Here is a 20868-nt window from a genome sequence, read left to right on the forward strand (position 1 = left end):
GCGATGCGGCGGACACATTCGAAGGAAAAGATCGCGGCTCCTTCCCGTTCAACTTCGCATGCCGCCGCGCGCGGCCAGCCGCCATGACCCTCACGACCCTTTTCTCCCCTGTGCCCGGCCGACTCCTGATGGCCGCGTGCGTTTCGCTGGCCAGTCTCTCGGCGCACGCGCTGAGCCCCCAGGAACAGACGAACAAGGAGGTGGTGCTCGCGTTCTACGAGGCCGCCATCAACCGCAAGGATTTCGATGCGGCCGTGCGATACATCGGCCCCCGGTACGTGCAGCACAACCCGCGCTCGCCCGACGGCATCGAGGGCCTGAAGGGATTCGTCAACGGCTACCTGAAGAAGGCCAACCCCGCGCTGAAAGCGACCGTGCAGCGCGTGGTGGTGCAGGACGACCTGGTGGTGCTGCACGTGCAGTCGGTGAGCGCGCCGGGCGCACCGGAAACCGCCATCGTCGACATCTTCCGCGTGGAAAACGCGAAGATCGTGGAGCACTGGGACGTCATGCAGCAGGTGCCGGAGAAGCTGGCGCACGACAACACGATGTTCTGACACGGGGCGCCGGCGGACCGGCCCCGCCTCACTCCACCGTCACGCTCTTCGCCAGGTTGCGCGGCTTGTCCACGTCGGTGCCGCGCGCTACTGCCGTGTGATACGCCAGCAGCTGCAGCGGCACCACGTGCAGGATCGGCGACAGCGCACCGTAGTGCTCGGGCATGCGGATCACGTGCAGCCCTTCGCTGCTCCTGATCTGCGTGTCGCCGTCGGCCAGCACATACAGAACACCGCCGCGCGCGCGCACCTCCTGCAGGTTGCTCTTGAGCTTTTCGAGCAGCGCGTCGTTGGGCGCCACGGCCACCACGGGCATCTCGCTCGTCACCAGCGCGAGCGGGCCGTGCTTGAGCTCGCCGGCGGCGTAGGCCTCGGCGTGGATGTAGGTCACTTCCTTGAGCTTGAGCGCGCCTTCGAGCGCAATCGGGTAGTGCAGGCCGCGGCCCAGGAACAGCGCGTTTTCCTTGCGTGCGAAGTCTTCGGCCCAGCCAATGATCTGCGGCTCGAGCGCGAGCACGGACTGCAGCGCGACCGGCAGGTGGCGCATCTCCTTCAGGTAGCGCGCCTCGTCGGCATCGCTCAAATGGCCCTTGGCCTGCGCAACGGCGAGCGTGAGCAGGAACAGGCCCGCCAGCTGCGTGGTGAAGGCCTTGGTCGACGCCACGCCGATTTCCACGCCGGCGCGCGTGATGTATGCCAGCTTGCACTCGCGCACCATCGCGCTGGTGGCCACGTTGCAGATGGTCAGCGTCTGTTCCATGCCGAGCGAGCGAGCGTGCTTCAGCGCGGCCAGCGTGTCGGCGGTTTCACCCGACTGGCTGATGGTGACCACCAGCGTCTTGGGGTCGGGCACGGAGTCGCGGTAGCGGTACTCGCTGGCGATCTCGACCTGGGTGGAGATCTTCGCGATGCCTTCGAGCCAGTACTTGGCGGTGCAGCCGCTGTAGTAACTGGTGCCGCAGGCCAGGATGAGGATCTTGTCGATGTCCTGGAACACGCGGTGCGCGCTGGCACCGGTGGCGCCGTCCTGGCCGATGCCATCGAACAGCTCGGGCACGATGCCCTCCACACCTTCGAGCGTGTCGCCGATGGCGCGCGGCTGCTCGAAGATTTCCTTCTGCATGTAGTGCCGGTAAGGGCCCAGTTCGGCCGCGCCGCTGTGCGCAAGCACGGTGCGCACCGGGCGCTGTTCCGCGGACAGCGGCTTGTGGTTCTTGTCGACGATCCAGTACTTGCCGGGCTGCAGGTCGACCACGTCGCCCTCTTCCAGGTAGACGATCTGGTCGGTCACGCCGGCCAGGGCCATGGCGTCGCTGGCGAGGAAGTTCTCCGCGCCGTCCTTGCCCGCGCCCAGGATCAGCGGCGAGCCCGCGCGCGCACCGACCACGCGCTGCGGTTCGTCGCGGCAGATCACGGCAATGGCATAGGCGCCGTGCAGTTGCAGCACGGCGGCTTTCACGGCCTCGAACAGGTCGCCGTCGTAGAGGCTGTCGACCAGGTGGGCGATGACCTCGGTGTCGGTCTGGCTCTCGAACACATAGCCCTTGGCTTCGAGCGCGGCGCGCAGGGGTTCGTGGTTTTCGATGATGCCGTTGTGCACGAGCGCGATGCGGCCGGGGCGCGCGCCCTGCGCATCGGCGCCGGGGCCGTGGCTGAAGTGCGGGTGCGCGTTGTGCACGACCGGCGCGCCGTGCGTGGCCCAGCGCGTGTGGGCGATGCCGGTGAGGCCTTCGACCTTGTCGTCGTGCACCTGCGTCACGAGGTCCGCCACGCGCGAGGTGGTGCGCGCCCGCGTCAGGCCGCCGGCATGCACCGCCACGCCGCACGAGTCATAGCCGCGGTATTCGAGCCGCTGAAGGCCCTGGACCAGGACCGGAACGATGTTGCGATGGGACGCTGCCCCGACGATGCCGCACATGGTGAGCTGCCTTTGAATGAAGAAGAGACTGGATGGTAGGGAGACAGAGGAGAAATATGTTTTCTTAGTTATTGTTTTTTTGCACTTTTATTTCTTAACTTCGTCGAATTGGATTTTTATTCCATAATTTATTCATATATGGAATCAATATCCCTCGATTCAACCGACCTGCGCCTGCTCGACGCGCTGCAGCGCGATGCCTCGCACACCAACCAGCGCCTGGCCTCGGACATTGGCATCTCGCCACCGACCTGCCTGCGCCGCGTGCAGCGCCTGCGTGAACTCGGGTTGATCGAGCGCCAGGTGGCGCTGCTGTCGCCCGACCGGCTCGCCGCAGTGCTGGGCCACGGTTTGCAGGCGGTGGTCGAAATCTCGCTCGACCGGCAGGACGCGGCCTCGCTCGACGCCTTCGAAACCCGCGTGATTGCCGACGCCGCGGTGCAGCAGTGCTGGCGTGTGTCGCCGGGGCCGGACTTCGTGTTGGTGGTCGCGGCGCGCGACATGCCGGACTACGGAGCGCTCACGCAGCGCCTGTTCACGGCGGATGCGAACGTGCGCAACGTGAAGGCCTTCTTCAGCCTCAAGCGGGCGAAGTTCGAGCCTCGGCTGCCGCTGTCACCCGCCGCCTGAGGAGACTCGCTCAGGCCTTGGGCTTCTTCTGTGGCCGCTTCCAGTTGGCAAAGCTCAGTTGTTTGCCGCGCGCCACGGTCAGCGCGCCCGGCTCGGTCGACTTGTTGATGGTCGACCCGCCGCCGATGGTGCCGCCCGCGCCGATGGTGATGGGGGCCACCAGCACGCAGTTGCTGCCCACGTGCACGTCGTCGCCGATCACGGTGCGGTGCTTGTTGGCGCCGTCGTAGTTGGCGGTGATGCTGCCCGCACCGTAGTTCACGCGCTCGCCCACGGTCGCGTCGCCCAGGTAGGCCAGGTGGTTGGCCTTGGCGCCGGCGGCCAGCGTCGAATTCTTCACCTCGACGAAATTGCCGATGTGCACCTCGGCACCCAGTTGCGCGCCCGGCCGCAGGCGCGCGAACGGGCCGATGAGCGCGCCGGCGCCCACGCTCACGCCGGCCTTCTCGCCTTCGATGTGGGTGAACGGGTGGATCACCGCGCCCGCCTCGATGCGTGCGTTGGCAATGACGCAGTTCGCGCCGATGCGCACACCTTCGCCCAGCGACACCGCGCCTTCGAAGATGCAGTTGACATCGATCTCCACGTCGGTGCCGCAGTCCAGCGTGCCGCGCAGGTCGAAGCGCGCCGGGTCGGCCAGGCGCACGCCCTGCGACATCAGCGCGTCGGCCTGGCGCAGTTGCCAGGCGCGCTCGAGCGCCGCGAGCTGGGCCGGGCTGTTGATGCCGGCCACCTGCAGCGCGTCGGTGGTGATGTGCGCCACCACGGGCACGCCGTCGGCGGCGGCGAACTTCACCACGTCGGTCAGGTAGTACTCGCCCTGCACGTTCTTGTTGTCCAGCCGCGCGAGCCAGCCCTTGAGCAGTCGCGCGGGCACGGCCATCACGCCGCTGTAGATCTCGCGCACGGCGCGCTGGGCTTCGCTGGCGTCCTTGTGCTCGACGACGGCGGTCACTTCGCCACCAGCGGCCGAACGGATCACGCGGCCATAGCCGCTCGGGTCGTCGAACTCGATGGTCAGCAGCGCCAGGCGTTCGCCGGCGCTGGCCGCGATGAGCGCGCGCAGGGTCTCTTCGCCGATCAGCGGCACGTCGCCCGAAAGCACGACCACCGTGCCGTCGTCCGCGAGCAGCGGCGCGGCCTGCTGCACCGCGTGGCCGGTGCCCAGCTGCGGCTCCTGGCGGGCAAAGCGCTGCGTCATGCCCGTCATGCCCGTCATGCCCGTCACGCCCGTCATGCCGGCCGCGAACGAGGCCATGGCGGCCTCCACCTCGGCCGCGCCGTGCCCGGTCACGAACACCACATCGCGCGCGCCGATGCGCGCGGCGGTGCCGGCCACATGGGCCAGCAATGCACGGCCTCCCAATCGATGCAACACTTTGGGCAGCTTGCTCTTCATGCGCGTGCCTTTGCCGGCCGCCATGATGACGACGTCGACCGGCCCCTGGTTGTCTTGTTGCGGAGTCTGATTCATGCGTTTTTCTTCCCGATTTCGTTGCGCTGCGGTGGCGCGAATTATCGGCGTGCTGCTGCTGGCCGCGGCACTGGGCGCCTGCAGCGCGATCAAGCTGGCCTACAACAACCTGCCCACGGTGAGTTACTGGTGGCTCGACGGCTACCTGGATTTCGACAGCGAGCAGACCCCGAAGGTGCGCGACGAGCTCGCGCAGTTGCTGGCCTGGCACCGCCAGAACGAGCTGCCGCGCCTGGCCGCACTGCTGCAGGACGCGCAGGCGCTGGCACCCGGCGAAGTGACGCCCGAGCAGGTCTGCGCCATGGCCGAGCGCATCCGCGAGCGCCTGCTGGCCGTGACCGAGCGCGCCGAGCCCGCCGGCACCGAGCTGGCGCTGAGCCTGACCGGCGTCCAGTTGCAGCAGCTGGAGCGCAAATACGCCAAGAACAACGCCGACTTCCGCAAGGACTGGCTGGACCGCACCCCGGCGCAGGTGCACGAGAAGCGCTACGACCAGTTCCTGGACCGCGCCGAGGACTTCTACGGGCGACTGACCCCGGAGCAGCGCGACCTGCTGAAAGCGCAGGTGGCGCAGTCGGTGTTCGACCCGCGGCTGGCGGACGCCGAGCGCCGCAAGCGCCAGCAGGAGGCGCTGGTGCTGCTGCGCGGCTTCGTCGCCGGCAAGCCCTCGCCGGGCGAGGCGCGCGCCGCGCTGCACGGCTACATCCAGCGCATCGCCGAGCCGCCGCCCGGCCCCTGGCGCGACCAGCAGCAGGCCTTGCTGGAAGAAGGCTGCCGCAACACGGCCGCGCTGCACAACGGCGCCACGGCAAGCCAGCGCGCACAGGCGGTGCGCCGGCTGCAGGCGTACCAGGAGGACCTGCGACAGCTGGTGGTGGCGGCTCACTGAGCAGCCCGGGGCGCCGACGTCAGATGAGGGGGGTCGGGCGCATCGGGCGCTCGAAGTAGTCGCCCAGCGTTTCGAGCGCGTGCGGCTCCAGGATGCGCAGCCAGCCCGTGTCGATCTTGTAGAGCCCCAGGCGCTGCAGCCGCCGCAGCGTCTTGTTGGTGTGCACCAGCGACAGCCCCAGCGCGTCGGCAATGTGCTGCTGGTTGAACGGAAATTCCACCCAGCCGTCGCGCACCATGCCCACGCGCTCGGCGCGGCGGTACAGCTGCATCAGCAGCATGGCCACGCGCTCGCTGGCGTTGCGCCGTCCGGCGGTGACGAGGTTGTCGTCCACCAGCTTTTCCTCGCGCGCCGCGAGCCAGGTGATGTCGTAGCCGAGCTTGGGTTGGGCGTGGAACAGGCCCCAGAGCCGGTCGCGCGAAAAAGCGCACAGCGTGACGTCGGTCACGGCCTCGACGCCGTGCGTCTGCCCGTCGGCGAACTCGTCCTGCAGGCCGATGAAGTCGCCGGGCAACAGAAAACTCAATATCTGCCGGCGGCCGTCGCTCAGGGTCTTGTAGCGGAAAGCCCAGCCCGAATAGAGGGTGAAGAGCAGCGGGCTGCTGCGGTGCTCGTCGATGATCGATCCACCCGATTCGATGCGCCGGGCGCCGGCGCGAAACGACTGGATGGTCTTGAGCTCTTCCTCGGACGACGGAAGAAAAGCCTCCAGCTTGCGCAACGCGCAGTCGTCACACGGATTCGCACCTTGAGGCGGCGGGGCAGCGGCGGGGTAGTCCTCGAATTTCACGCGACACTATAGGCGTTTCGGCTGTGTCTTTTTACATTTCGCCGCGTCGAAGGGGTACCTAGACTGCGCTGCGATTCCTCAAAGACACATGACCGAAGCATCACCGTTTCACGAAGTTCTCTACTGCAGCACGCTTGCCCAGGACCTGCCCCCGACCACCGTGGGCACGATCGCCACCCGCGCCCGCGCACGCAATGCCGAGCGCGGCATCACGGGTTTGCTGGTCTTCGACGGCATGCGCTTCTGCCAGCACCTGGAAGGCCCGCGCGAGGCGATCGACACGTTGATGCAACGCATCGAGAAGGACCCGCGCCATACCGACATCCGGGTGGTCTACGAAGCGCCGCTGGCGGTGCGCCGCTACAGCGGCTTCGGCATGGGCCTGGCCGAGAGCGAAGGCCCCGACCTCATGGCGGGCGTGCACGTGCTGGACGGCGAGGTGGCCTTGCGGCATTTCCTGGCACTGCTGCCGAGCTTCGACATCAACGGCTGAACGGCCCGCCATGGGCTGAAAGAAGCTTCAAAAAGAAAAAGGCGGCCGAGGCCGCCTTTTGAGCTCCTGGAGGCCGAACAATCAGGCGTTGTCCCAGCTGTAGGTCGCGCCGTAGCCGTCCCACGCCTCCATCACGATGCGCTGGCCCGCGGCCACCGCCAGCGATTCGCCCGGTGCGAGCACCAGGTCTTCGCTGGGGTTGGCGAGCGTGGCGTCGGGCGTGATCCATACCCGGCCCTGCTTCACGCGCAACACGCTGGCCGTGCGCGCCTTCAGGCTCATCGCCTCGCCGGGCGCGATCTGCCAGGCGCCGCGGCGAACGGCCGGCGGAATGGCGGCAGCGGTGCGGGCGGCGGCGGACAGGGGCGAGAGCGATTCGGTGGTGCAGACGGCGGTGGACATGTTGAAACTCCTTGGGCTTTCCGGAAGCGCCGGCCGGTCAGACAGAGACGGGGGCAATAGCGCAGTTCGGGAATGAATGATCGTTTCCAGGGCGCCCTGAGTCCAATGAAAACGAGGTAGGCTACTGATGCGATTCCCGCATCAATGGATCAAAACGCGGATTCGCCCACCCAAGTCACACCCATGCAACATTCGCAAACCCATCTGCGCTCCCGCCCGATCTCGGCCGGCCACCTGCGCGCCTTCGAGGCGGTGGCCCGGCACCTGAACTTCCGTGCCGCCGCCGAGGAGATGGCCCTGACCCAGTCGGCCGTGAGCCGCCAGATCCAGTCGCTCGAGGAAGAGGTGGGCGTGGGGCTGTTCCTGCGCCACACGCGGGCCGTGGAGCTCACCAGCGCCGGCGCGCTGCTGCTGCTGGCGGTGCAGCAGTCGCTGCCGCGCATCGACACGGCCGTGCGCCAGATCCGCCAGAGCGCGGGACGCCAGAGCGTGTCGCTGACCACCTTTGCGTCGTTCGCCTCGATGTGGCTCATTCCGCGGCTGGAGGCCTTCCAGCGCGACAACCCCGAGATCGACATCCGCATCGACGCCAGCGACGTGGCGGTCGACCTCGAAGTGGCCGACGTGGACATCGCCCTGCGCTACGGCCCGCGCGAGACCATGCCGCCCACCGCCGTGCGCCTGTTCGGCGAAACGCTGACGCCGGTGGCCAGCCCCTGGCTGCTGAAGAGCAACCCGCCCATCAGGACGCCCGCCGACATCACCCGCTTCACGCTCATCGAGGCCGGCGACGCCCACCGCACCCACCTGGAATGGCTGACCTGGCGGCGCTGGTTCGAGGTGAACGGGCTGGAGCGCGCACAGCCCAAGCGCTGGCTCTATTTCAACTACGCCTACCAGATGGTGCAGGCCGCGCTGACCGGCCAGGGCATCACGCTGGCGCGCAGCTCGCTGATTGCCGAGAGCCTGGCCAACGGCGACCTGGTGGAAGTGCTGCCGCAGCACCGGATGGATTCGCCCATGGCCTACTGGCTCATCGCCGGGCCGCGCAACGCGCTGCGACCCGAGATCCGGGCCTTCTGGGACTGGCTGCAACTGCAGGCCGCCACCACCCGGGAGACCATCGGCGAGGTGCCGGACCCGGACACGGTCGACGACATCGACTGACCGGCCCATCGCAGGGCCGCATCACCTCGGCTCAGCTCATCGGCCAGACCACGCCGTTGTCATTGAGGATGGCGTCCAGCGGGAGGTCGTGCGCCTCGGGCTCGAAGTCTTCCAGGAAGCCGTGGGTGAACCCGAGCCCCACGGTGAACGGCCGCGGCTCCAGGGCGGCCAGCGTGCGGTCGTAGAAGCCGCCCCCGTAGCCCAGCCGGTAGCCGCCCGCGCTGTAGCCCACGCAGGGCACGAACAACAATGTCGGCACGATGAGCTCGGTGTCCTTCGGCTTGGGAATGCCGTAGGCGTCTTCTTCCATCTGGCAGCCCGGGTACCAGGCATGGAAGGTCAGCGTCTTGTGAACTTTGTTGATCACCGGCAGTCCGATGCGGCGGCGCTGGGTTTCTTCCATGAGCTCGCCGTCCTCCTTCCAACGATGCAACGCAGGCAGCGGATCGAACTCTCCCTTGATCGGCCAGTAGGCGCCGATCACGGTGTCGGGCCGCCCGACCAGCCAGATCCGCATCACGCGTTGCAGCAGGTCCGCGCGTGTCAGCCGGTCCGGCATCGCCAGGCGTTGTTCGATCAATGCCTTGCGCAGTTGATCCTTCAGAAAACTCGCCGTCGCCGAGGTGTCGGCATCCTTTGACTTGTCCATAATCCCCCGATGCAGTTCCCAAGCATTTTGGCACCCCAGCGCACCAGCCACCGCGTCCACCAGCGCAGCACAGCACCCGCACTGGTTTTTTCCGCCGTCCTGGCCTTCGCCGCGTTGCTTTCACAGCAACCCGCCGCCGCACAGAACAACACCAACGACGACGTGCTCGTCCAGATGAAGCAGGCCTTCCAGCGCGGCGACAAGGCCCGCCTGACGGGCCTGCTGCCGCAAGCACGCGGCCATGCCCTCGAACCTTGGGCTGCCTACTGGGAACTCAAGGCGCGGCTGCAGGAAGCCGCTCCCAACGAAGTGCAGGACTTCTTCGCGCGCTACCCCGGCACCTACCAGGAAGACCGTCTGCGCAACGACTGGCTGCTGCTCACGGGCCAGCGCCGCGACTGGGACAACTTCTCCGCCGCCGTGGCCGGCTTTCGCATGGGCGACGACCCGCAGGTGCGCTGCTACGCGGTGCTGGCCGACACGCTGCGCACCGGCACGGCCACGCAGGCCCAGGCCGACGAGGTGCGCCGCGACTGGCTCAGCCAGAAGGACGCCGACGACGGCTGCCTCACCGCCGCCGACCGCATGTTCGCGGCCCGCCTGCTGGCCCCCAACGACGTCTGGAAGAAGGCGCGCCTGGCGATCGAGGCCAACCGCCCGCAGGCCGCGCGCGGCGCCGTCGCCATCGCCGCGCCCGACGCGCTGCCGCTGTTCGAGGAAATGAACGCCAGCTCGGCCAAGTTCCTGACCGGCCGCGCCTTCGTGGCCGCCAAGTCGCGCAAGGAGCTGGTGGTGCTGGCGCTCGTCAAGGTCGCCATTGCCGACCCCGAGCAGGCGGCCGCGCAGCTCGACAGCAAGTGGGGCCCGATGCTCTCGGCCGAAGAGCGCAACTGGCTCTGGGGCACCATCGGTCGCGCCGCCGCGCTGAAGCTCTGGCCGCAGGCCGGCACCTACTTCGGCAACGTCACCAGGAACAGCGACCTGTCCGACGACATGCTCGGCTGGCGCGTGCGCGCCGCCCTGCGCGCCGGCCAGTGGAAAGAGGTGGCACCGGCCATCAACGCCATGAGCGACACCGCCCAGCTCGACCCCACCTGGGTCTACTGGAAGGCCCGCGCGCTCGCCACCGAGCGCAGCGAAGAGCGCCGCGCCCAGGCGCGCGAGCTCTACCAGAGCATTGCCGGCTCGCGCGGCTTCTACGAGATGCTGGCGCTCGAAGAACTGGGCCAGCGCACCGTGGCCGCCACCCGCCCCGCGCCGCTCACGCCCGAGGAAAAAGCCGCCGCGCGCGCCAACCCGGCGCTGGCGCGCGGCCTCTACGCCATTGCCATCGGCCTGCGCTCCGAAGGCACGCGCGAATGGAACTACGCCACCAACCTGCACGACAAGGGCGGCATGGACGACCGCGCCCTGCTGGCAGCGGCCGACTTCGCCTGCCAGCGCGAGGTGTGGGACCGCTGCATCAACACCAGCGAGCGCACCAAGGGCGTGGTCGACATCGAGCAGCGCTTCCCCATGCCGTTCCACGACACGGTGCTGCGCAAGGCGCAGGACATCGGCCTGGACCCGGCCTACGTGTACGGCCTGATCCGTCAGGAAAGCCGCTTCATCATGGACGCGCGCTCCGGCGTCGGCGCCTCGGGCCTGATGCAGGTCATGCCCGCCACCGCGCGCTGGACGGCCCGCAAGATCGGCCTGGCCGACTTCACGCCCGGCCAGATCAACGACCGCGAGACCAACATCACCATCGGCACCAACTACCTGAAGCTGGCGCTCGACGACTTCGACGGTTCCATGGCGCTGGCCGCCGCCGCCTACAACGCCGGCCCCGGCCGCCCGCGCAGCTGGCGCAACGGCCCGGTCGTCGAGGCCGCCATCTGGGCCGAGAACGTGCCCTTCAACGAGACGCGCGACTACGTGAAGAAGGTGCTGGCCAACACCACCAACTACGCCGCCATCATCAGCGGCCGGCCGCAGTCGCTGAAGGAGCGCCTGGGCCGCGTGGGGCCGCGCGACGCGGCCGAGCCGGAACCGAACAAGGACCTGCCCTGAGGTCCGCCGCATGAGCGCCGCGCCGGGCCGCCCCGAGCAAGCTCGCACCGCGGTGCGAAGCACCAAGGCACGCCGATGAGCTGGCGCGACGAAGTGCTGGACACCATCGCGTCCGAGTTCTCGGACGTGACCGACGTGGCGCAGCTCACGCGCATCATCCTGCGCCTGACGCTGGCCGCGGTGCTGGGCTTCGTGCTCGGCTTCGAGCGCGAGCAGCAGGGCAAGGCGGCCGGCGTGCGCACGCACATGCTGGTGGCCATCGGCTCGGCGATGTTCGTGCTCATTCCGCAGCAGACCGGCATCGTGCCGGCCGACATGAGCCGCGTGATCCAGGGGCTGGTGGCGGGCGTGGGCTTCCTGTGCGCAGGCACGATCCTCAAGCAGGGCAAGGACGAGTCGCATGTGCAGGGCCTGACCACCGCGGCAGGGCTGTGGATGACGGCCGCCATCGGCATGGCCTGCGGGCTGGGCCGCGAGGCCACGGCCGTGCTCAGCGCGCTGCTGGCGCTGGCGGTGCTGTCGCTGGTGCCGCGCCTCGTGGGCCTGCTCGAACGTGCATCCGGCAACGGCAATGGCAACGGCAACCGGAACGAGGACGAGGCCCGGTCGACGGCCCGGGTCATCGCCTCGCCAGACGACGCACCCCGCCGCTGAGCGCGGGCGCATCAATTCGCGCTGCGTTGGGCATCAATGCCGCTGCGGCGCCCGGCTAGCATCGAAGGCTTTGTTTCACCCGCAACGGACCGGAGGCCCCTCTCATGCGCAAGCTCTACATCGGCAACAAGAATTACTCGTCGTGGTCGATGCGCCCCTGGGTGCTGATGAAGCAGGCCGGCATCGACTTCGAGGAGGTGATGGTGCGCTTCGATTCCTTCGACGCCGATTCGACGTTCAAGAGCGTCATCGCGCCGCTCAACCCGGTGGCCAAGGTGCCGTTGCTGGTCGACGGCGACCTCGTCGTGTGGGACACGCTGGCCATTGCCGAATACCTGGCCGAGACCTTCCCCGGCAAGCAGCTCTGGCCCGCCGCGGCGGCCGACCGGGCACGCGCGCGCAGCGTCTGCGCCGAAATGCATTCGGGCTTCGGCGGCCTGCGCGGCCATTGCGGCATGAACATCGAGGCCTCGCTGCCCGAGGTGGGCGCCCGGTTGCTGAAGGAACAGCCCGAAGTCGCCAGCGACCTCGCGCGCATCGTGCAGATGTGGAGCGGCCTGCTCGACGCGCACGGCGGTCCGATGCTGTTCGGCACCTTCAGCATTGCCGACGCCTACTTCGCGCCCATCGGCACGCGCATCAAGACCTACGGGTTGCCGGTGCCGCCGCAGCTCTCGGCCTACATCGAGCGCGTGCAGGCGCTGCCGGGCGTGAAGGCCTGGATCGACGACGCACTGGCGGAAAAGGATTTCCTGCAGTTCGAAGAGCCTTACCGCACGGGGCGGTAAGGTCTCCGAGGAGGCGCGAGGCGCAGTGTCAGAACCTGTAGGTCGCCGACACGTAGGTGACGATCGGATTGAGCTTCAGGCTGGCTTCGCTGTTGGCCACGGGCAGGCCGGTGATGGAGGTGGTCGTCAGCTTGGCCTTGGTCTTCAGCGGGATGTAGGACACCGAGAACGAGACGCCCCAGTGCTTGTCGAACTGGTAGGCCGCGCCCACGTTGATCACGGGAGCGAAAGAGCTGTCGAGCTTGGCCGTGGTGTTCACCGCGAACGGCGACTGGCGGAACTGGCTGGCCAGCGCGCCCTGCAGGCTCGAGGTCAGCTTGACGTCGCTGTACCAGACATAGGTGGCGCCCACGCCCACGAACGGACGAAAGGCCGACGTGCCTTCGTTGAAGTAGTACTTGCCCAGAATGGTCGGGCTCCACTGGCGCGCTTCGCCGAGCTGGCCGACGCGGTCGAGCGTGCCGGTGCCGTTGAGCTTGAACTTCGGCGGCACGCCGAACACGCCTTCCACCGCCCAGTGGCTGTCCAGGAAATACATGGCGCTCAGGCCCAGCGTGTCCGAGTCGCTCACGCTGGCGCCCGAGCCGGGCAGCACGGCCGGAATCGGGGCGGTCACTGTCAGCGGCTTGCTCGAATCCTGCGGCGACAGATGAAACCAGCCGGCACCCACGACCCAGTCACCGGCCTGTTGCGCCATGGCGCTTCCGGACACCAGCGCGCCCAGAGCCGCCAGTGCAAGCATTGTTTTCTTCATGATGTGAATTGCTCCTTTGGTTGAAAGATCCCCCTGCGGATGCGAGCCTCGGCCTGTGACTGCCGCTGAAAACCGCCGTTTTCACGAACGATTGCCCGGTCTGCGCCGAAGATTATCGAACGACCGTTCTTTTTTACGGCTGAGGAGTATCCCTACACTGCGCCGATGAAGATTTTTCTCGTCGGCGGCGCACTGCGCGACCGCTTGCTGGGGCGCCCGGTGTCCGACCACGACTGGCTGGTGGTGGGCGCCACGCCCGAAGAAATGACGGCCCGCGGCTACCTGCCCGTGGGCCGCGACTTTCCGGTGTTCCTGCACCCGCGCACGCGCGAGGAATACGCGCTGGCCCGCACCGAGCGCAAGAGCGCGCCGGGCTACCGCGGCTTCACGGTGCATGCCGCGCCGGACGTCACGCTCGAACAGGACCTGGCCCGGCGCGACCTGACCGTCAACGCCATTGCGCTGCCAGCCGAGCTGGTGAGTGCCGACGGCCGCTTCGAGCCCACGCCCGACACGCTGGCCGACCCCTTCCACGGCCAGCGCGACCTGCGCGACAAGGTGCTTCGCCATGTGACCGATGCCTTTCGCGAAGACCCGGTGCGCATCCTGCGCGTGGCGCGTTTCGCCGCCCGCTTCGACGACTTCACCGTTGCGCCCGAGACGATGGCGCTGATGCACGAGATGGTGGTGGCCGGCGAGGTCGACGCACTGGTGCCCGAACGCGTGTGGCAGGAGCTGTCGCGCGGGCTGATGGAAACACGACCCTCGCGCATGCTCGAGGTGCTGCGAGACTGCGGCGCGCTGGCCGTGCTGCTGCCGGAGATCGACACCGGCGGGCGCCTGATGGCGGTGGTGGACACCGGCGCGCGGCTGCAGGGCTCGCTGGCGGTGCGCTTCGCCTGCCTGGTGAACGACCTGGGCCGGGGCGCCGCGCCCGGCATCGCCGCGCTGCAGGCGGTGTGCGACCGCTGGCGGGTGCCGGTGGACATCCGCGAGCTGGCCGAGGTGGTGGCGCGCGAGCAGGCGCACATCCACGGCAGCGACGCGCTCGACGCCACGGGGCTGGTGCGCCTGCTGGAGCGCTGCGACGCGTTCCGCAAGCCCGCGCGCTTCGCCGAGGTGCTGCTGGCCTGCGAGTGCGATGCGCACGGCCGGCTCGGCGCAGCACCCGCCGCGCTCAGCGCATACACGCAGCGCCCTCGGCTGCTGGACGTGCTGGCAACGGCCGCGGCCGTACCCACCGACGTGGTGGCACGCGCGGCCCAGCAGGCCGGCGCCACGGGGCCGAAGATCGGCGAGGCGATTCACCGGGCGCGCGTGGAAGCCGTGGCTGCGTCGCTGGCCTGAGGCTGTCGGGCTTTGCTCCTTCCCCTCCCGGGGGAAGGCTGGGATGGGGGCAGGCCTTCGATCAGGCGCCGCGTTCATGCCAGCGCCGCCGTGCTCTCCAACCCTACCTTCTCCCGGGAGGGGGCGGAGCAAATGCAATACCCGCCCAAGCGCAGCTTCCGGTTTTGACCGACATGCGCCGCTGACGACGCGTGTTATGGTTTTTCCCCAATGCCAAAGTCCTCCAGCAACTTGCAGTTGCCTCCTCCGTTGGGCCGTGATGCAGCCCTCTTTCTCGACTTCGACGGAACGCTCGTCGGGCTTGCGCCCACGCCCGAAGCCATCGAGATTCCCCCTGCCCTCGTCTCCCTTCTCAGTGACCTGAGCGACCAGCTCGGCGGCGCGCTCGCCGTGGTGTCGGGCCGCCAGATCGATTCCATCGACCGCTTCCTTGCGCCGCTGCGCCTGCCCGCCGCCGGCGAGCACGGCGTGCAGCGCCGCGATGCCAAGGGCCACACGCAGGAACAGCGCGCGCCCGACCTCGTGCCCATCCTCGAAGTGGCCAACGAGCTCGCGCGGGTGCACGAAGGCCTGCTTGTGGAGCGCAAGCACGCCGCCATCGCGCTGCACTACCGGCTCGCGCCGCAGCTGGAGGCGGTGTGCCGCGACGCGATGTCGCGCGCCATCGCCCACGACCCGCAGTTCGAACTGATGCACGGCAAGTTCGTGTTCGAGATCAAGCCCGCGGGCATCAACAAGGGCATCGCCATCGACGCCTTCATGACCGAGGCGCCGTTCGCCGGCCGCACGCCGGTCTTCCTGGGCGACGACACCACCGACGAAAGCGGCTTTGCCGTGGTGCAGCCACGCGGCGGCATCGCCGTGAAGGTGGGTTCCGGGCCGAGCCTGGCGCTGCACCGCCTCGAGTCGCCGCGCGCCGTGTACGAATGGCTGGTGCAGGCGCGCGACCAGCTGGCAGGGCCGAAGACACCCAAGGCAGCGGAAGCAGCGCCAGTACCGCCCACAGCGCCCACAGAATCACCGAGGAGCCCCGAATGAGCGAAGAACAACTGGCGACGGCCGCGCCGGAGCACGCAACGGTCGACGCACTGCTCCACGACGAAGCCGCCGCCGCCCGCACGCGCGGCTTCGCGCCGCCTGCCGAGCCCTCGCTCAATGTCGGCGTGATCGGCAACTGCGCCTACAGCGCGCTCATCGACGGGCGCGGGCGCGCCGTGTGGTGCTGCCTGCCCCGCTTCGACGGCGACCCGATCTTCAACGCCCTGCTGCACCCCGGTGAAGAAGCCGGCGCCTGGGCCATCGAGATCGAGGACTTCGCAGAAGCGAAGCAGTGGTACGAGCCGAACACCGCCGTGCTGCGCACGCAGCTGTTCGACAGCGCGGGCCAGGGCATCGAGATCACCGACTTCGCGCCGCGCTTCTACAGCCGCTCGCGCTACTTCCGCCCGCTGATGATGGTGCGCCGCGTGCGCCCCATTGCCGGCGCGCCGCGCATCCGCGTGTCGCTGGACCCGCGCTTCCAGTGGGGCGCCACGGCGCCGGTGGAGGTGACGCGCGGCAGCAACCACATCCGCTACGTCGGGCCCGACGTCACGCTGCGGCTGAACACCGACGCATCCATTTCGCACATCCTCTCGCGCCAGCCCTTCGTGATCTCGCGCGAGTACAACTTCATGTTCGGCGTGGACGAGACGCTGAGCGACGGCATCGCCGACACGGCGCGCAAGTTCGAGCAGGAGACCATCGCCTACTGGCGCACCTGGACCAAGCGCCTGGCGATTCCCTTCGAGTACCAGGAAGCGGTGATCCGCGCGGCCATCACGCTGAAGCTCTCGCTGTACGAGGACACCGGCGCCATCGTCGCGGCCATGACCACCAGCATTCCGGAGGCGCCGGGCAGCCAGCGCAATTGGGACTACCGCTACTGCTGGCTGCGCGACGCATTCTTCGTGGTGCGCGCGCTCAATTCGCTGAGCGAAGTGGGCACCATGGAAGACTACCTGCGCTGGCTGGGCAACGTGGTGATCGGCTCGCATGGCGAGCACATCCAGCCGCTGTACGGCATTGGCCTGGAGCGCGAGCTGCCCGAGTCCTTCGTCGAAGGGCTGCCGGGCTACCGCGGCATGGGCCCGGTGCGCGTGGGCAACCAGGCGCAGGAACACTTCCAGCACGACGTGTACGGCAACATCGTGCTCGGCGCGGCGCAGGCCTTCCACGACCACCGGCTGCTCAGCCGCGCGGGCGTGGCGGAGTTTCCGCACCTGGAAGCGGTGGGCGAGCAGGCGGTGCGCGTGTACGGCACGCCCGACGCCGGCATGTGGGAGCTGCGCACGCGCGCCCGCGTGCACACCAGCTCGGCGCTGATGAGCTGGGCCGCCTGCGACCGGCTCGCCAAGATCGCGCATGCGCTGGCGCTGCCCGATCGCGCTGCCTACTGGAGCGGCCACGCAGCGCGCATGAAGGAAGAAATTCTCGAGAAGTCGTGGTGCGAGGAGCGCCAGGCCTTTGCAGAGAGCTTCGGCGGGCACGAGCTGGACGCGAGCATCCTGCTGATGGTCGAGGTGGGCCTGATCGACGCGCGCGACCCGCGGTTCATCTCCACCGTCGACGCGATGGAAAAGTCGCTGTGCGACGGCCCCTACATGCGCCGCTACGAGGCCGCCGACGATTTCGGCAAGCCCGAGACCGCCTTCAACATCTGCACCTTCTGGCGCATCGACGCGCTCGCCAAGATCGGCCGCAAGGCCGAGGCGCGGCAGATCTTCGAGACCATGCTCGCGGCGCGCAACCCGCTGGGGCTGCTGTCGGAAGACACGCACCCGGTCACGGGCGAGATGTGGGGCAACTTTCCGCAGACCTATTCGATGGTCGGCATCATCAACGCGGCCGTGCGCCTGTCCGCTCCCTGGGATTCGTGCATATGAGCCGCCTCGTCGTCATTTCCAACCGCGTGGCCGACCCACGCAAGCCCGCGGCCGGCGGCCTGGCCGTGGCGCTGGGTGAAAGCCTGCAGCAAAGCGGCGGACTGTGGTTCGGCTGGAGCGGCCAGATCGTCGAGGGTGGCCCGACCGGCGAAGGCGAGCTGCACAAGCACCAGGCCGGCAAGGTCACCCTGGCCACCATCGACCTGAGCCGCGAGGACCACGACAGCTACTACCTGGGCTACAGCAACGACGTGCTGTGGCCGGTGTTCCACAACCGCCTGGACCTGGCGCATTTCGAGGCCGGCTTCATCGGCGGCTACCGGCGCGTGAACCAGCTGTTCGCGCGCAAGCTGATGCCGATGCTGAAGGACGACGACATCATCTGGATCCACGACTACCACCTGATGCCGCTGGCGGCCGAGCTGCGTGCCATGGGCTGCAAGCAGCGCATCGGCTTCTTCCTGCACATTCCGCTGCCGCCGCAGATCATCATCGCGGCCATTCCGCAGCACGAGTGGCTGATGCGCTCGCTGTTCGCCTACGACCTGATCGGCTTCCAGGCCCAGCAGGACGTGCAGCACTTCGAGCACTACGTGCGCAACGAGGCGCACGGCGAGTACCTGGGCAACGACATGTACCGCGCGTACGGGCAGACGGTGCGCTGCAGCGCCTTCCCGATCGGCATCGACGTGGACGAGTTCTCGGCGCTCACCCATGCCAAGGAAGCGCGCGACATGTACGAGACCATGAAGCGCGAGTATTCGAGCCGGCGCCTCCTGCTGGGCATCGACCGGCTCGACTACTCCAAGGGCATCCCGCAGCGCGTGCGCGCGTTCCGCGAGCTGCTTGCGAACTACCCCGAGAACCGGCGCAGCGCCACGCTGATCCAGATTGCCTCGCCCACGCGCGAGACGGTCGATGCGTACGGCGACATCCGGCGCGAGCTGGAGTCGCTGTGCGGCGCCATCAACGGCGACTACGGCGAGCTCGACTGGATGCCGGTGCGCTACATCCACCGCATGGTCGCTCGCAAGCGGGTGCCGGGGCTGTGCCGCGCGGCGGCCGTGGGGCTGGTGACGCCGCTGCGCGACGGCATGAACCTGGTGGCCAAGGAATACATCGCGGCGCAAGACCCGGCGGACCCGGGCGTGCTGGTGCTGTCACGCTTTGCCGGTGCGGCGGAGCAGCTGAAAGAAGCGCTGCTCGTGAACCCGTACGACACGCACGGCACGGCCGAGACGGTGCAGCAGGCGCTGCACATGCCGCTGGAAGAACGGCGCGAGCGGCACCAGAAGCTGCTGTCGCGCATTCGCGAACAGGACATCCATTGGTGGCGGCGCAGCTTCCTGGATGCGTTGCGGGAGGCGGCCAGCGAGCGCTGAGTTTCTTCCGGCCGAGCGCGCGCTGTCGTCCGGGGCGCGCTCACCACCCGGTGAGCAGGCGCACGAAACGCATCACCGGCCGCGCCTCGCTGGTCGCTACGGCCCTCGAAGGCGCGGCCACCGGCGCATGCAACCGCAAATGCACCGGTGTCAGCGCGCACACTTCGATCCAGCCGCCGTGCGGCAGCCGATGCACATCGCCTTCGGCCAGCAGTGTTTCGGTCATGAACACCGTCTCGCCGAGCCAGCCCGGCGGCGACACCACGCGGGCACGACCCTCCGCCAGCTGGAGCCAGGCGCCGGCCTCGACCGAGGTGCGCAGGGACTGGCCGGGCTCGAGAACGATGGAATCGGGCGCTTGGGAGAGGGTGGTGATCATGGCGAACCTCGGATGAATGAGGCTTCATCGTAGGAATCCTGTCGCCTGAAAAACAGGCACACACCATGGCTATTGCGACCGGAACAGCCGGCCTGCAAAGGCATCTGTTATGGTCTTTTTCCCGACCAACTGCATCTGTTTTCGGATGCCCGATGCGGGGAACATCGACCCATGGACTCGCTACCGCTCTACCGCCAGCTCTCCGCGCACTACGTGGACGCGATCCACACCGGCTCGCTCAAGCAGGGCGACAAGCTGCCCTCCCTGCGCACCCTGATGCGGCTGCACGACATCAGCCTGTCGACCGCGCTGCAGGTCTGCCGCGCCATGGAAAGCGACGGCTGGGTCGAGGCGCGGGACCGCTCGGGCTACTTCGTGCGCCGGCCGCAGCGCATGAACATCGCGCCCATGGAAGAACCGCTGGCCGACGTTCCGCCCGACCCGGCGCAGCTCGTCAGCATGCGCACGCGCATGGCCAACTTCATGGCGCGCGGGCGCCACGCGGGCGTGAAGCTCAACTTCGCCATTGCCCGCGCCGCCCCCGAGCTCTACCCCGCCGAGGCGCTGCGCAACTCGATGACCCGCGCGCTGCGCCAGCGGCCCGAACTGCTGACCACCTCCTCGTCGCAACGCGGCCACGAGCAATTCCGCGAAGCCCTGGCGCAACGCAACCTGCGCATCGGCATGACGGTGGCGCCCGACGAGGTGCTGGTCACCAACGGCTGCATCGAGGCGCTGAACCTCGCGCTGCGCGCCGTCGCCAAGCCCGGCGACACCGTGGCCGTGGAGTCACCCACCTTCTACGGGCTGCTGCAGGTGCTCGAAAGCCTGGGCTTGCGCGCGCTGGAAATCCCGACCAGCCCGCAGACCGGCATGTCGCTCGAAGCGCTCGACCTGGCCATCCACACCTACGACGACATCAAGGCCGTGGTGGTGGTGCCGCACCTGCAGAACCCCATCGGCAGCGTGATGCCCGACGCCCACAAGCAGCGCCTGGTGCACCTGTGCGAAAGCCACGGCATCGCGCTGGTCGAGGACGACACCTACAGCGACCTGGTGGAAGCCGACACGCCGCTGCGCGCCCTGAAGTCGTGGGACCGCACGGGCAACGTGATCTATTGCGCCTCGCTGCACAAGGTGCTGGCGCCCGGGCTGCGGCTGGGCTGGATCACGGCCGGACGCTGGCATGCGCAGGTGGAAATGCTCAAGTACGCGCAAACGCGCAACAACGAGGCGCTGGCGCAGATTGCCGCGGGCGAGTTCATCGCCAGCGGCGGCTACGACCGCCACCTGCGCCGGCTGCGCGAGCGGCTGCACGTGCAGCGCGACCAGACCGCCGACGCCATCGCCAGGTACTTTCCGCCGGGCACGCGGCTGAACCTGCCCCGGGGCGGGCTGCAGCTGTGGGTGGAACTGCCCGGGCAGCGCTCGTCGGTGAAGGTGTTCGAGGCCGCGCTGCGCGAGCACATGCTGGTGGCGCCAGGCGCGCAGTTTTCCAACTCGGGGCGCTTCGACAACTACCTGCGCCTGAACTGCGGCTGGCCCTACTCGAAGGCCGTCGATGCGGGCTTGCAGCGGCTGGGCGAGATCGTGGCGGCCGTGCGGCCAACGGCCTAGCC

Annotated in this window: 20 protein-coding genes; 13 read left to right on the forward strand and 7 right to left on the reverse strand. The window is 68.4% G+C overall.

All coding sequences use genetic code 11. The features are described from left to right. The first annotated feature begins 83 nt into the window (after window positions 1-83). Window positions 84-557 carry a nuclear transport factor 2 family protein gene (locus tag AC1DJH_RS19785; RefSeq protein ID WP_478186865.1) on the forward strand — a complete coding sequence of 158 codons (474 nt, stop codon included), beginning with the start codon at window positions 84-86 and terminating at the stop codon, window positions 555-557. A 28-nt stretch (window positions 558-585) separates the two neighbouring features. On the opposite strand, the gene glmS is transcribed toward AC1DJH_RS19785, so the two are convergent. Continuing rightward, window positions 586-2475 (reverse strand): glutamine--fructose-6-phosphate transaminase (isomerizing), encoded by a 1890-nt coding sequence (glmS, locus tag AC1DJH_RS19790; RefSeq protein ID WP_478186866.1) that lies wholly within the window; start codon window positions 2473-2475, stop codon window positions 586-588. Between the two features lie 138 nt (window positions 2476-2613). Between glmS and AC1DJH_RS19795 the strand changes: the two genes are divergently transcribed. Next, window positions 2614-3105: an Lrp/AsnC family transcriptional regulator gene (locus AC1DJH_RS19795; RefSeq protein ID WP_478186867.1), complete on the forward strand. Its 492-nt coding sequence runs from the start codon at window positions 2614-2616 to the stop codon at window positions 3103-3105. Between the two features lie 10 nt (window positions 3106-3115). Here AC1DJH_RS19795 and glmU read toward each other — a convergent pair whose 3' ends face one another. Continuing rightward, window positions 3116-4579 (reverse strand): bifunctional UDP-N-acetylglucosamine diphosphorylase/glucosamine-1-phosphate N-acetyltransferase GlmU, encoded by a 1464-nt coding sequence (gene glmU / locus AC1DJH_RS19800; RefSeq protein WP_478186868.1) that lies wholly within the window; start codon window positions 4577-4579, stop codon window positions 3116-3118. Window positions 4580-4610: 31 nt separating this feature from the next. On the opposite strand from glmU, the gene AC1DJH_RS19805 reads away from it, so the two are divergent. After that, a complete protein-coding gene (locus AC1DJH_RS19805) occupies window positions 4611-5468 on the forward strand; it encodes a DUF6279 family lipoprotein (protein WP_478186869.1) in 858 nt (285 codons plus the stop codon). Window positions 5469-5487: 19 nt separating this feature from the next. Here AC1DJH_RS19805 and AC1DJH_RS19810 read toward each other — a convergent pair whose 3' ends face one another. Beyond that, the gene (locus tag AC1DJH_RS19810) at window positions 5488-6258 is read right to left on the reverse strand and encodes a Crp/Fnr family transcriptional regulator (protein WP_478186870.1); all 771 of its coding nucleotides are present in this window, start codon (window positions 6256-6258) and stop codon (window positions 5488-5490) included. Window positions 6259-6346: 88 nt separating this feature from the next. On the opposite strand from AC1DJH_RS19810, the gene AC1DJH_RS19815 reads away from it, so the two are divergent. Next, window positions 6347-6751 (forward strand): BLUF domain-containing protein, encoded by a 405-nt coding sequence (locus AC1DJH_RS19815; RefSeq protein WP_472126352.1) that lies wholly within the window; start codon window positions 6347-6349, stop codon window positions 6749-6751. 81 nt (window positions 6752-6832) lie between these two features. Here the strand turns inward: AC1DJH_RS19815 and AC1DJH_RS19820 are convergent, their stop codons facing one another. Continuing rightward, window positions 6833-7153, reverse strand: coding sequence for a DUF2917 domain-containing protein (locus tag AC1DJH_RS19820; protein ID WP_472126354.1), 321 nt, complete (start codon window positions 7151-7153; stop codon window positions 6833-6835). Between the two features lie 183 nt (window positions 7154-7336). Here AC1DJH_RS19820 and AC1DJH_RS19825 point away from each other — a divergent pair, with 183 nt between their 5' ends. After that, window positions 7337-8320 (forward strand): LysR substrate-binding domain-containing protein, encoded by a 984-nt coding sequence (locus AC1DJH_RS19825; protein ID WP_435482623.1) that lies wholly within the window; start codon window positions 7337-7339, stop codon window positions 8318-8320. A gap of 31 nt (window positions 8321-8351) precedes the next feature. Here AC1DJH_RS19825 and AC1DJH_RS19830 read toward each other — a convergent pair whose 3' ends face one another. Then, window positions 8352-8969 (reverse strand): 5-formyltetrahydrofolate cyclo-ligase, encoded by a 618-nt coding sequence (locus AC1DJH_RS19830; protein WP_472126359.1) that lies wholly within the window; start codon window positions 8967-8969, stop codon window positions 8352-8354. 9 nt (window positions 8970-8978) lie between these two features. Here AC1DJH_RS19830 and AC1DJH_RS19835 point away from each other — a divergent pair, with 9 nt between their 5' ends. The 3 genes from AC1DJH_RS19835 to AC1DJH_RS19845 all read left to right on the forward strand — a co-directional run bounded on the left by AC1DJH_RS19835 (window position 8979) and on the right by AC1DJH_RS19845 (window position 12463). Beyond that, window positions 8979-11021 (forward strand): lytic transglycosylase domain-containing protein, encoded by a 2043-nt coding sequence (locus tag AC1DJH_RS19835; protein ID WP_478186871.1) that lies wholly within the window; start codon window positions 8979-8981, stop codon window positions 11019-11021. A gap of 75 nt (window positions 11022-11096) precedes the next feature. Continuing rightward, window positions 11097-11675 (forward strand): MgtC/SapB family protein, encoded by a 579-nt coding sequence (locus AC1DJH_RS19840; RefSeq protein WP_478186872.1) that lies wholly within the window; start codon window positions 11097-11099, stop codon window positions 11673-11675. Window positions 11676-11779: 104 nt separating this feature from the next. After that, on the forward strand, window positions 11780-12463 hold the full coding sequence (locus AC1DJH_RS19845) for a glutathione S-transferase family protein (protein WP_478186873.1): 684 nt from the start codon (window positions 11780-11782) through the stop codon (window positions 12461-12463). Between the two features lie 28 nt (window positions 12464-12491). Here AC1DJH_RS19845 and AC1DJH_RS19850 read toward each other — a convergent pair whose 3' ends face one another. After that, entirely contained in the window at window positions 12492-13217 is a 726-nt protein-coding gene (locus AC1DJH_RS19850) for an OmpW/AlkL family protein (RefSeq protein WP_478186874.1), read from the reverse strand. A gap of 165 nt (window positions 13218-13382) precedes the next feature. On the opposite strand from AC1DJH_RS19850, the gene AC1DJH_RS19855 reads away from it, so the two are divergent. The 4 genes from AC1DJH_RS19855 to otsA all read left to right on the forward strand — a co-directional run bounded on the left by AC1DJH_RS19855 (window position 13383) and on the right by otsA (window position 18870). After that, on the forward strand, window positions 13383-14564 hold the full coding sequence (locus AC1DJH_RS19855) for a multifunctional CCA addition/repair protein (RefSeq protein WP_478186875.1): 1182 nt from the start codon (window positions 13383-13385) through the stop codon (window positions 14562-14564). 210 nt (window positions 14565-14774) lie between these two features. After that, window positions 14775-15602, forward strand: coding sequence for a trehalose-phosphatase (gene otsB / locus AC1DJH_RS19860; RefSeq protein WP_478186876.1), 828 nt, complete (start codon window positions 14775-14777; stop codon window positions 15600-15602). Then, window positions 15599-17488, forward strand: coding sequence for a glycoside hydrolase family 15 protein (locus AC1DJH_RS19865; RefSeq protein ID WP_478186877.1), 1890 nt, complete (start codon window positions 15599-15601; stop codon window positions 17486-17488). Before otsB ends, AC1DJH_RS19865 begins: the two co-directional genes overlap by 4 nt. Then, window positions 17485-18870 (forward strand): alpha,alpha-trehalose-phosphate synthase (UDP-forming), encoded by a 1386-nt coding sequence (gene otsA, locus AC1DJH_RS19870; RefSeq protein WP_472126383.1) that lies wholly within the window; start codon window positions 17485-17487, stop codon window positions 18868-18870. The genes AC1DJH_RS19865 and otsA overlap by 4 nt, the downstream gene beginning before the upstream one ends. Window positions 18871-18910: 40 nt before the next feature. Here otsA and AC1DJH_RS19875 read toward each other — a convergent pair whose 3' ends face one another. Further along, window positions 18911-19249: a hypothetical protein gene (locus AC1DJH_RS19875; protein ID WP_478186878.1), complete on the reverse strand. Its 339-nt coding sequence runs from the start codon at window positions 19247-19249 to the stop codon at window positions 18911-18913. Between the two features lie 171 nt (window positions 19250-19420). Between AC1DJH_RS19875 and AC1DJH_RS19880 the strand changes: the two genes are divergently transcribed. Further along, complete coding sequence (locus tag AC1DJH_RS19880; protein ID WP_478186879.1) at window positions 19421-20866, forward strand: aminotransferase-like domain-containing protein; 1446 nt, start codon at window positions 19421-19423, stop codon at window positions 20864-20866. The last annotated feature ends 2 nt before the right edge of the window (window positions 20867-20868 follow it).

The organism is Variovorax sp. 10N412 (assembly GCF_056394985.1).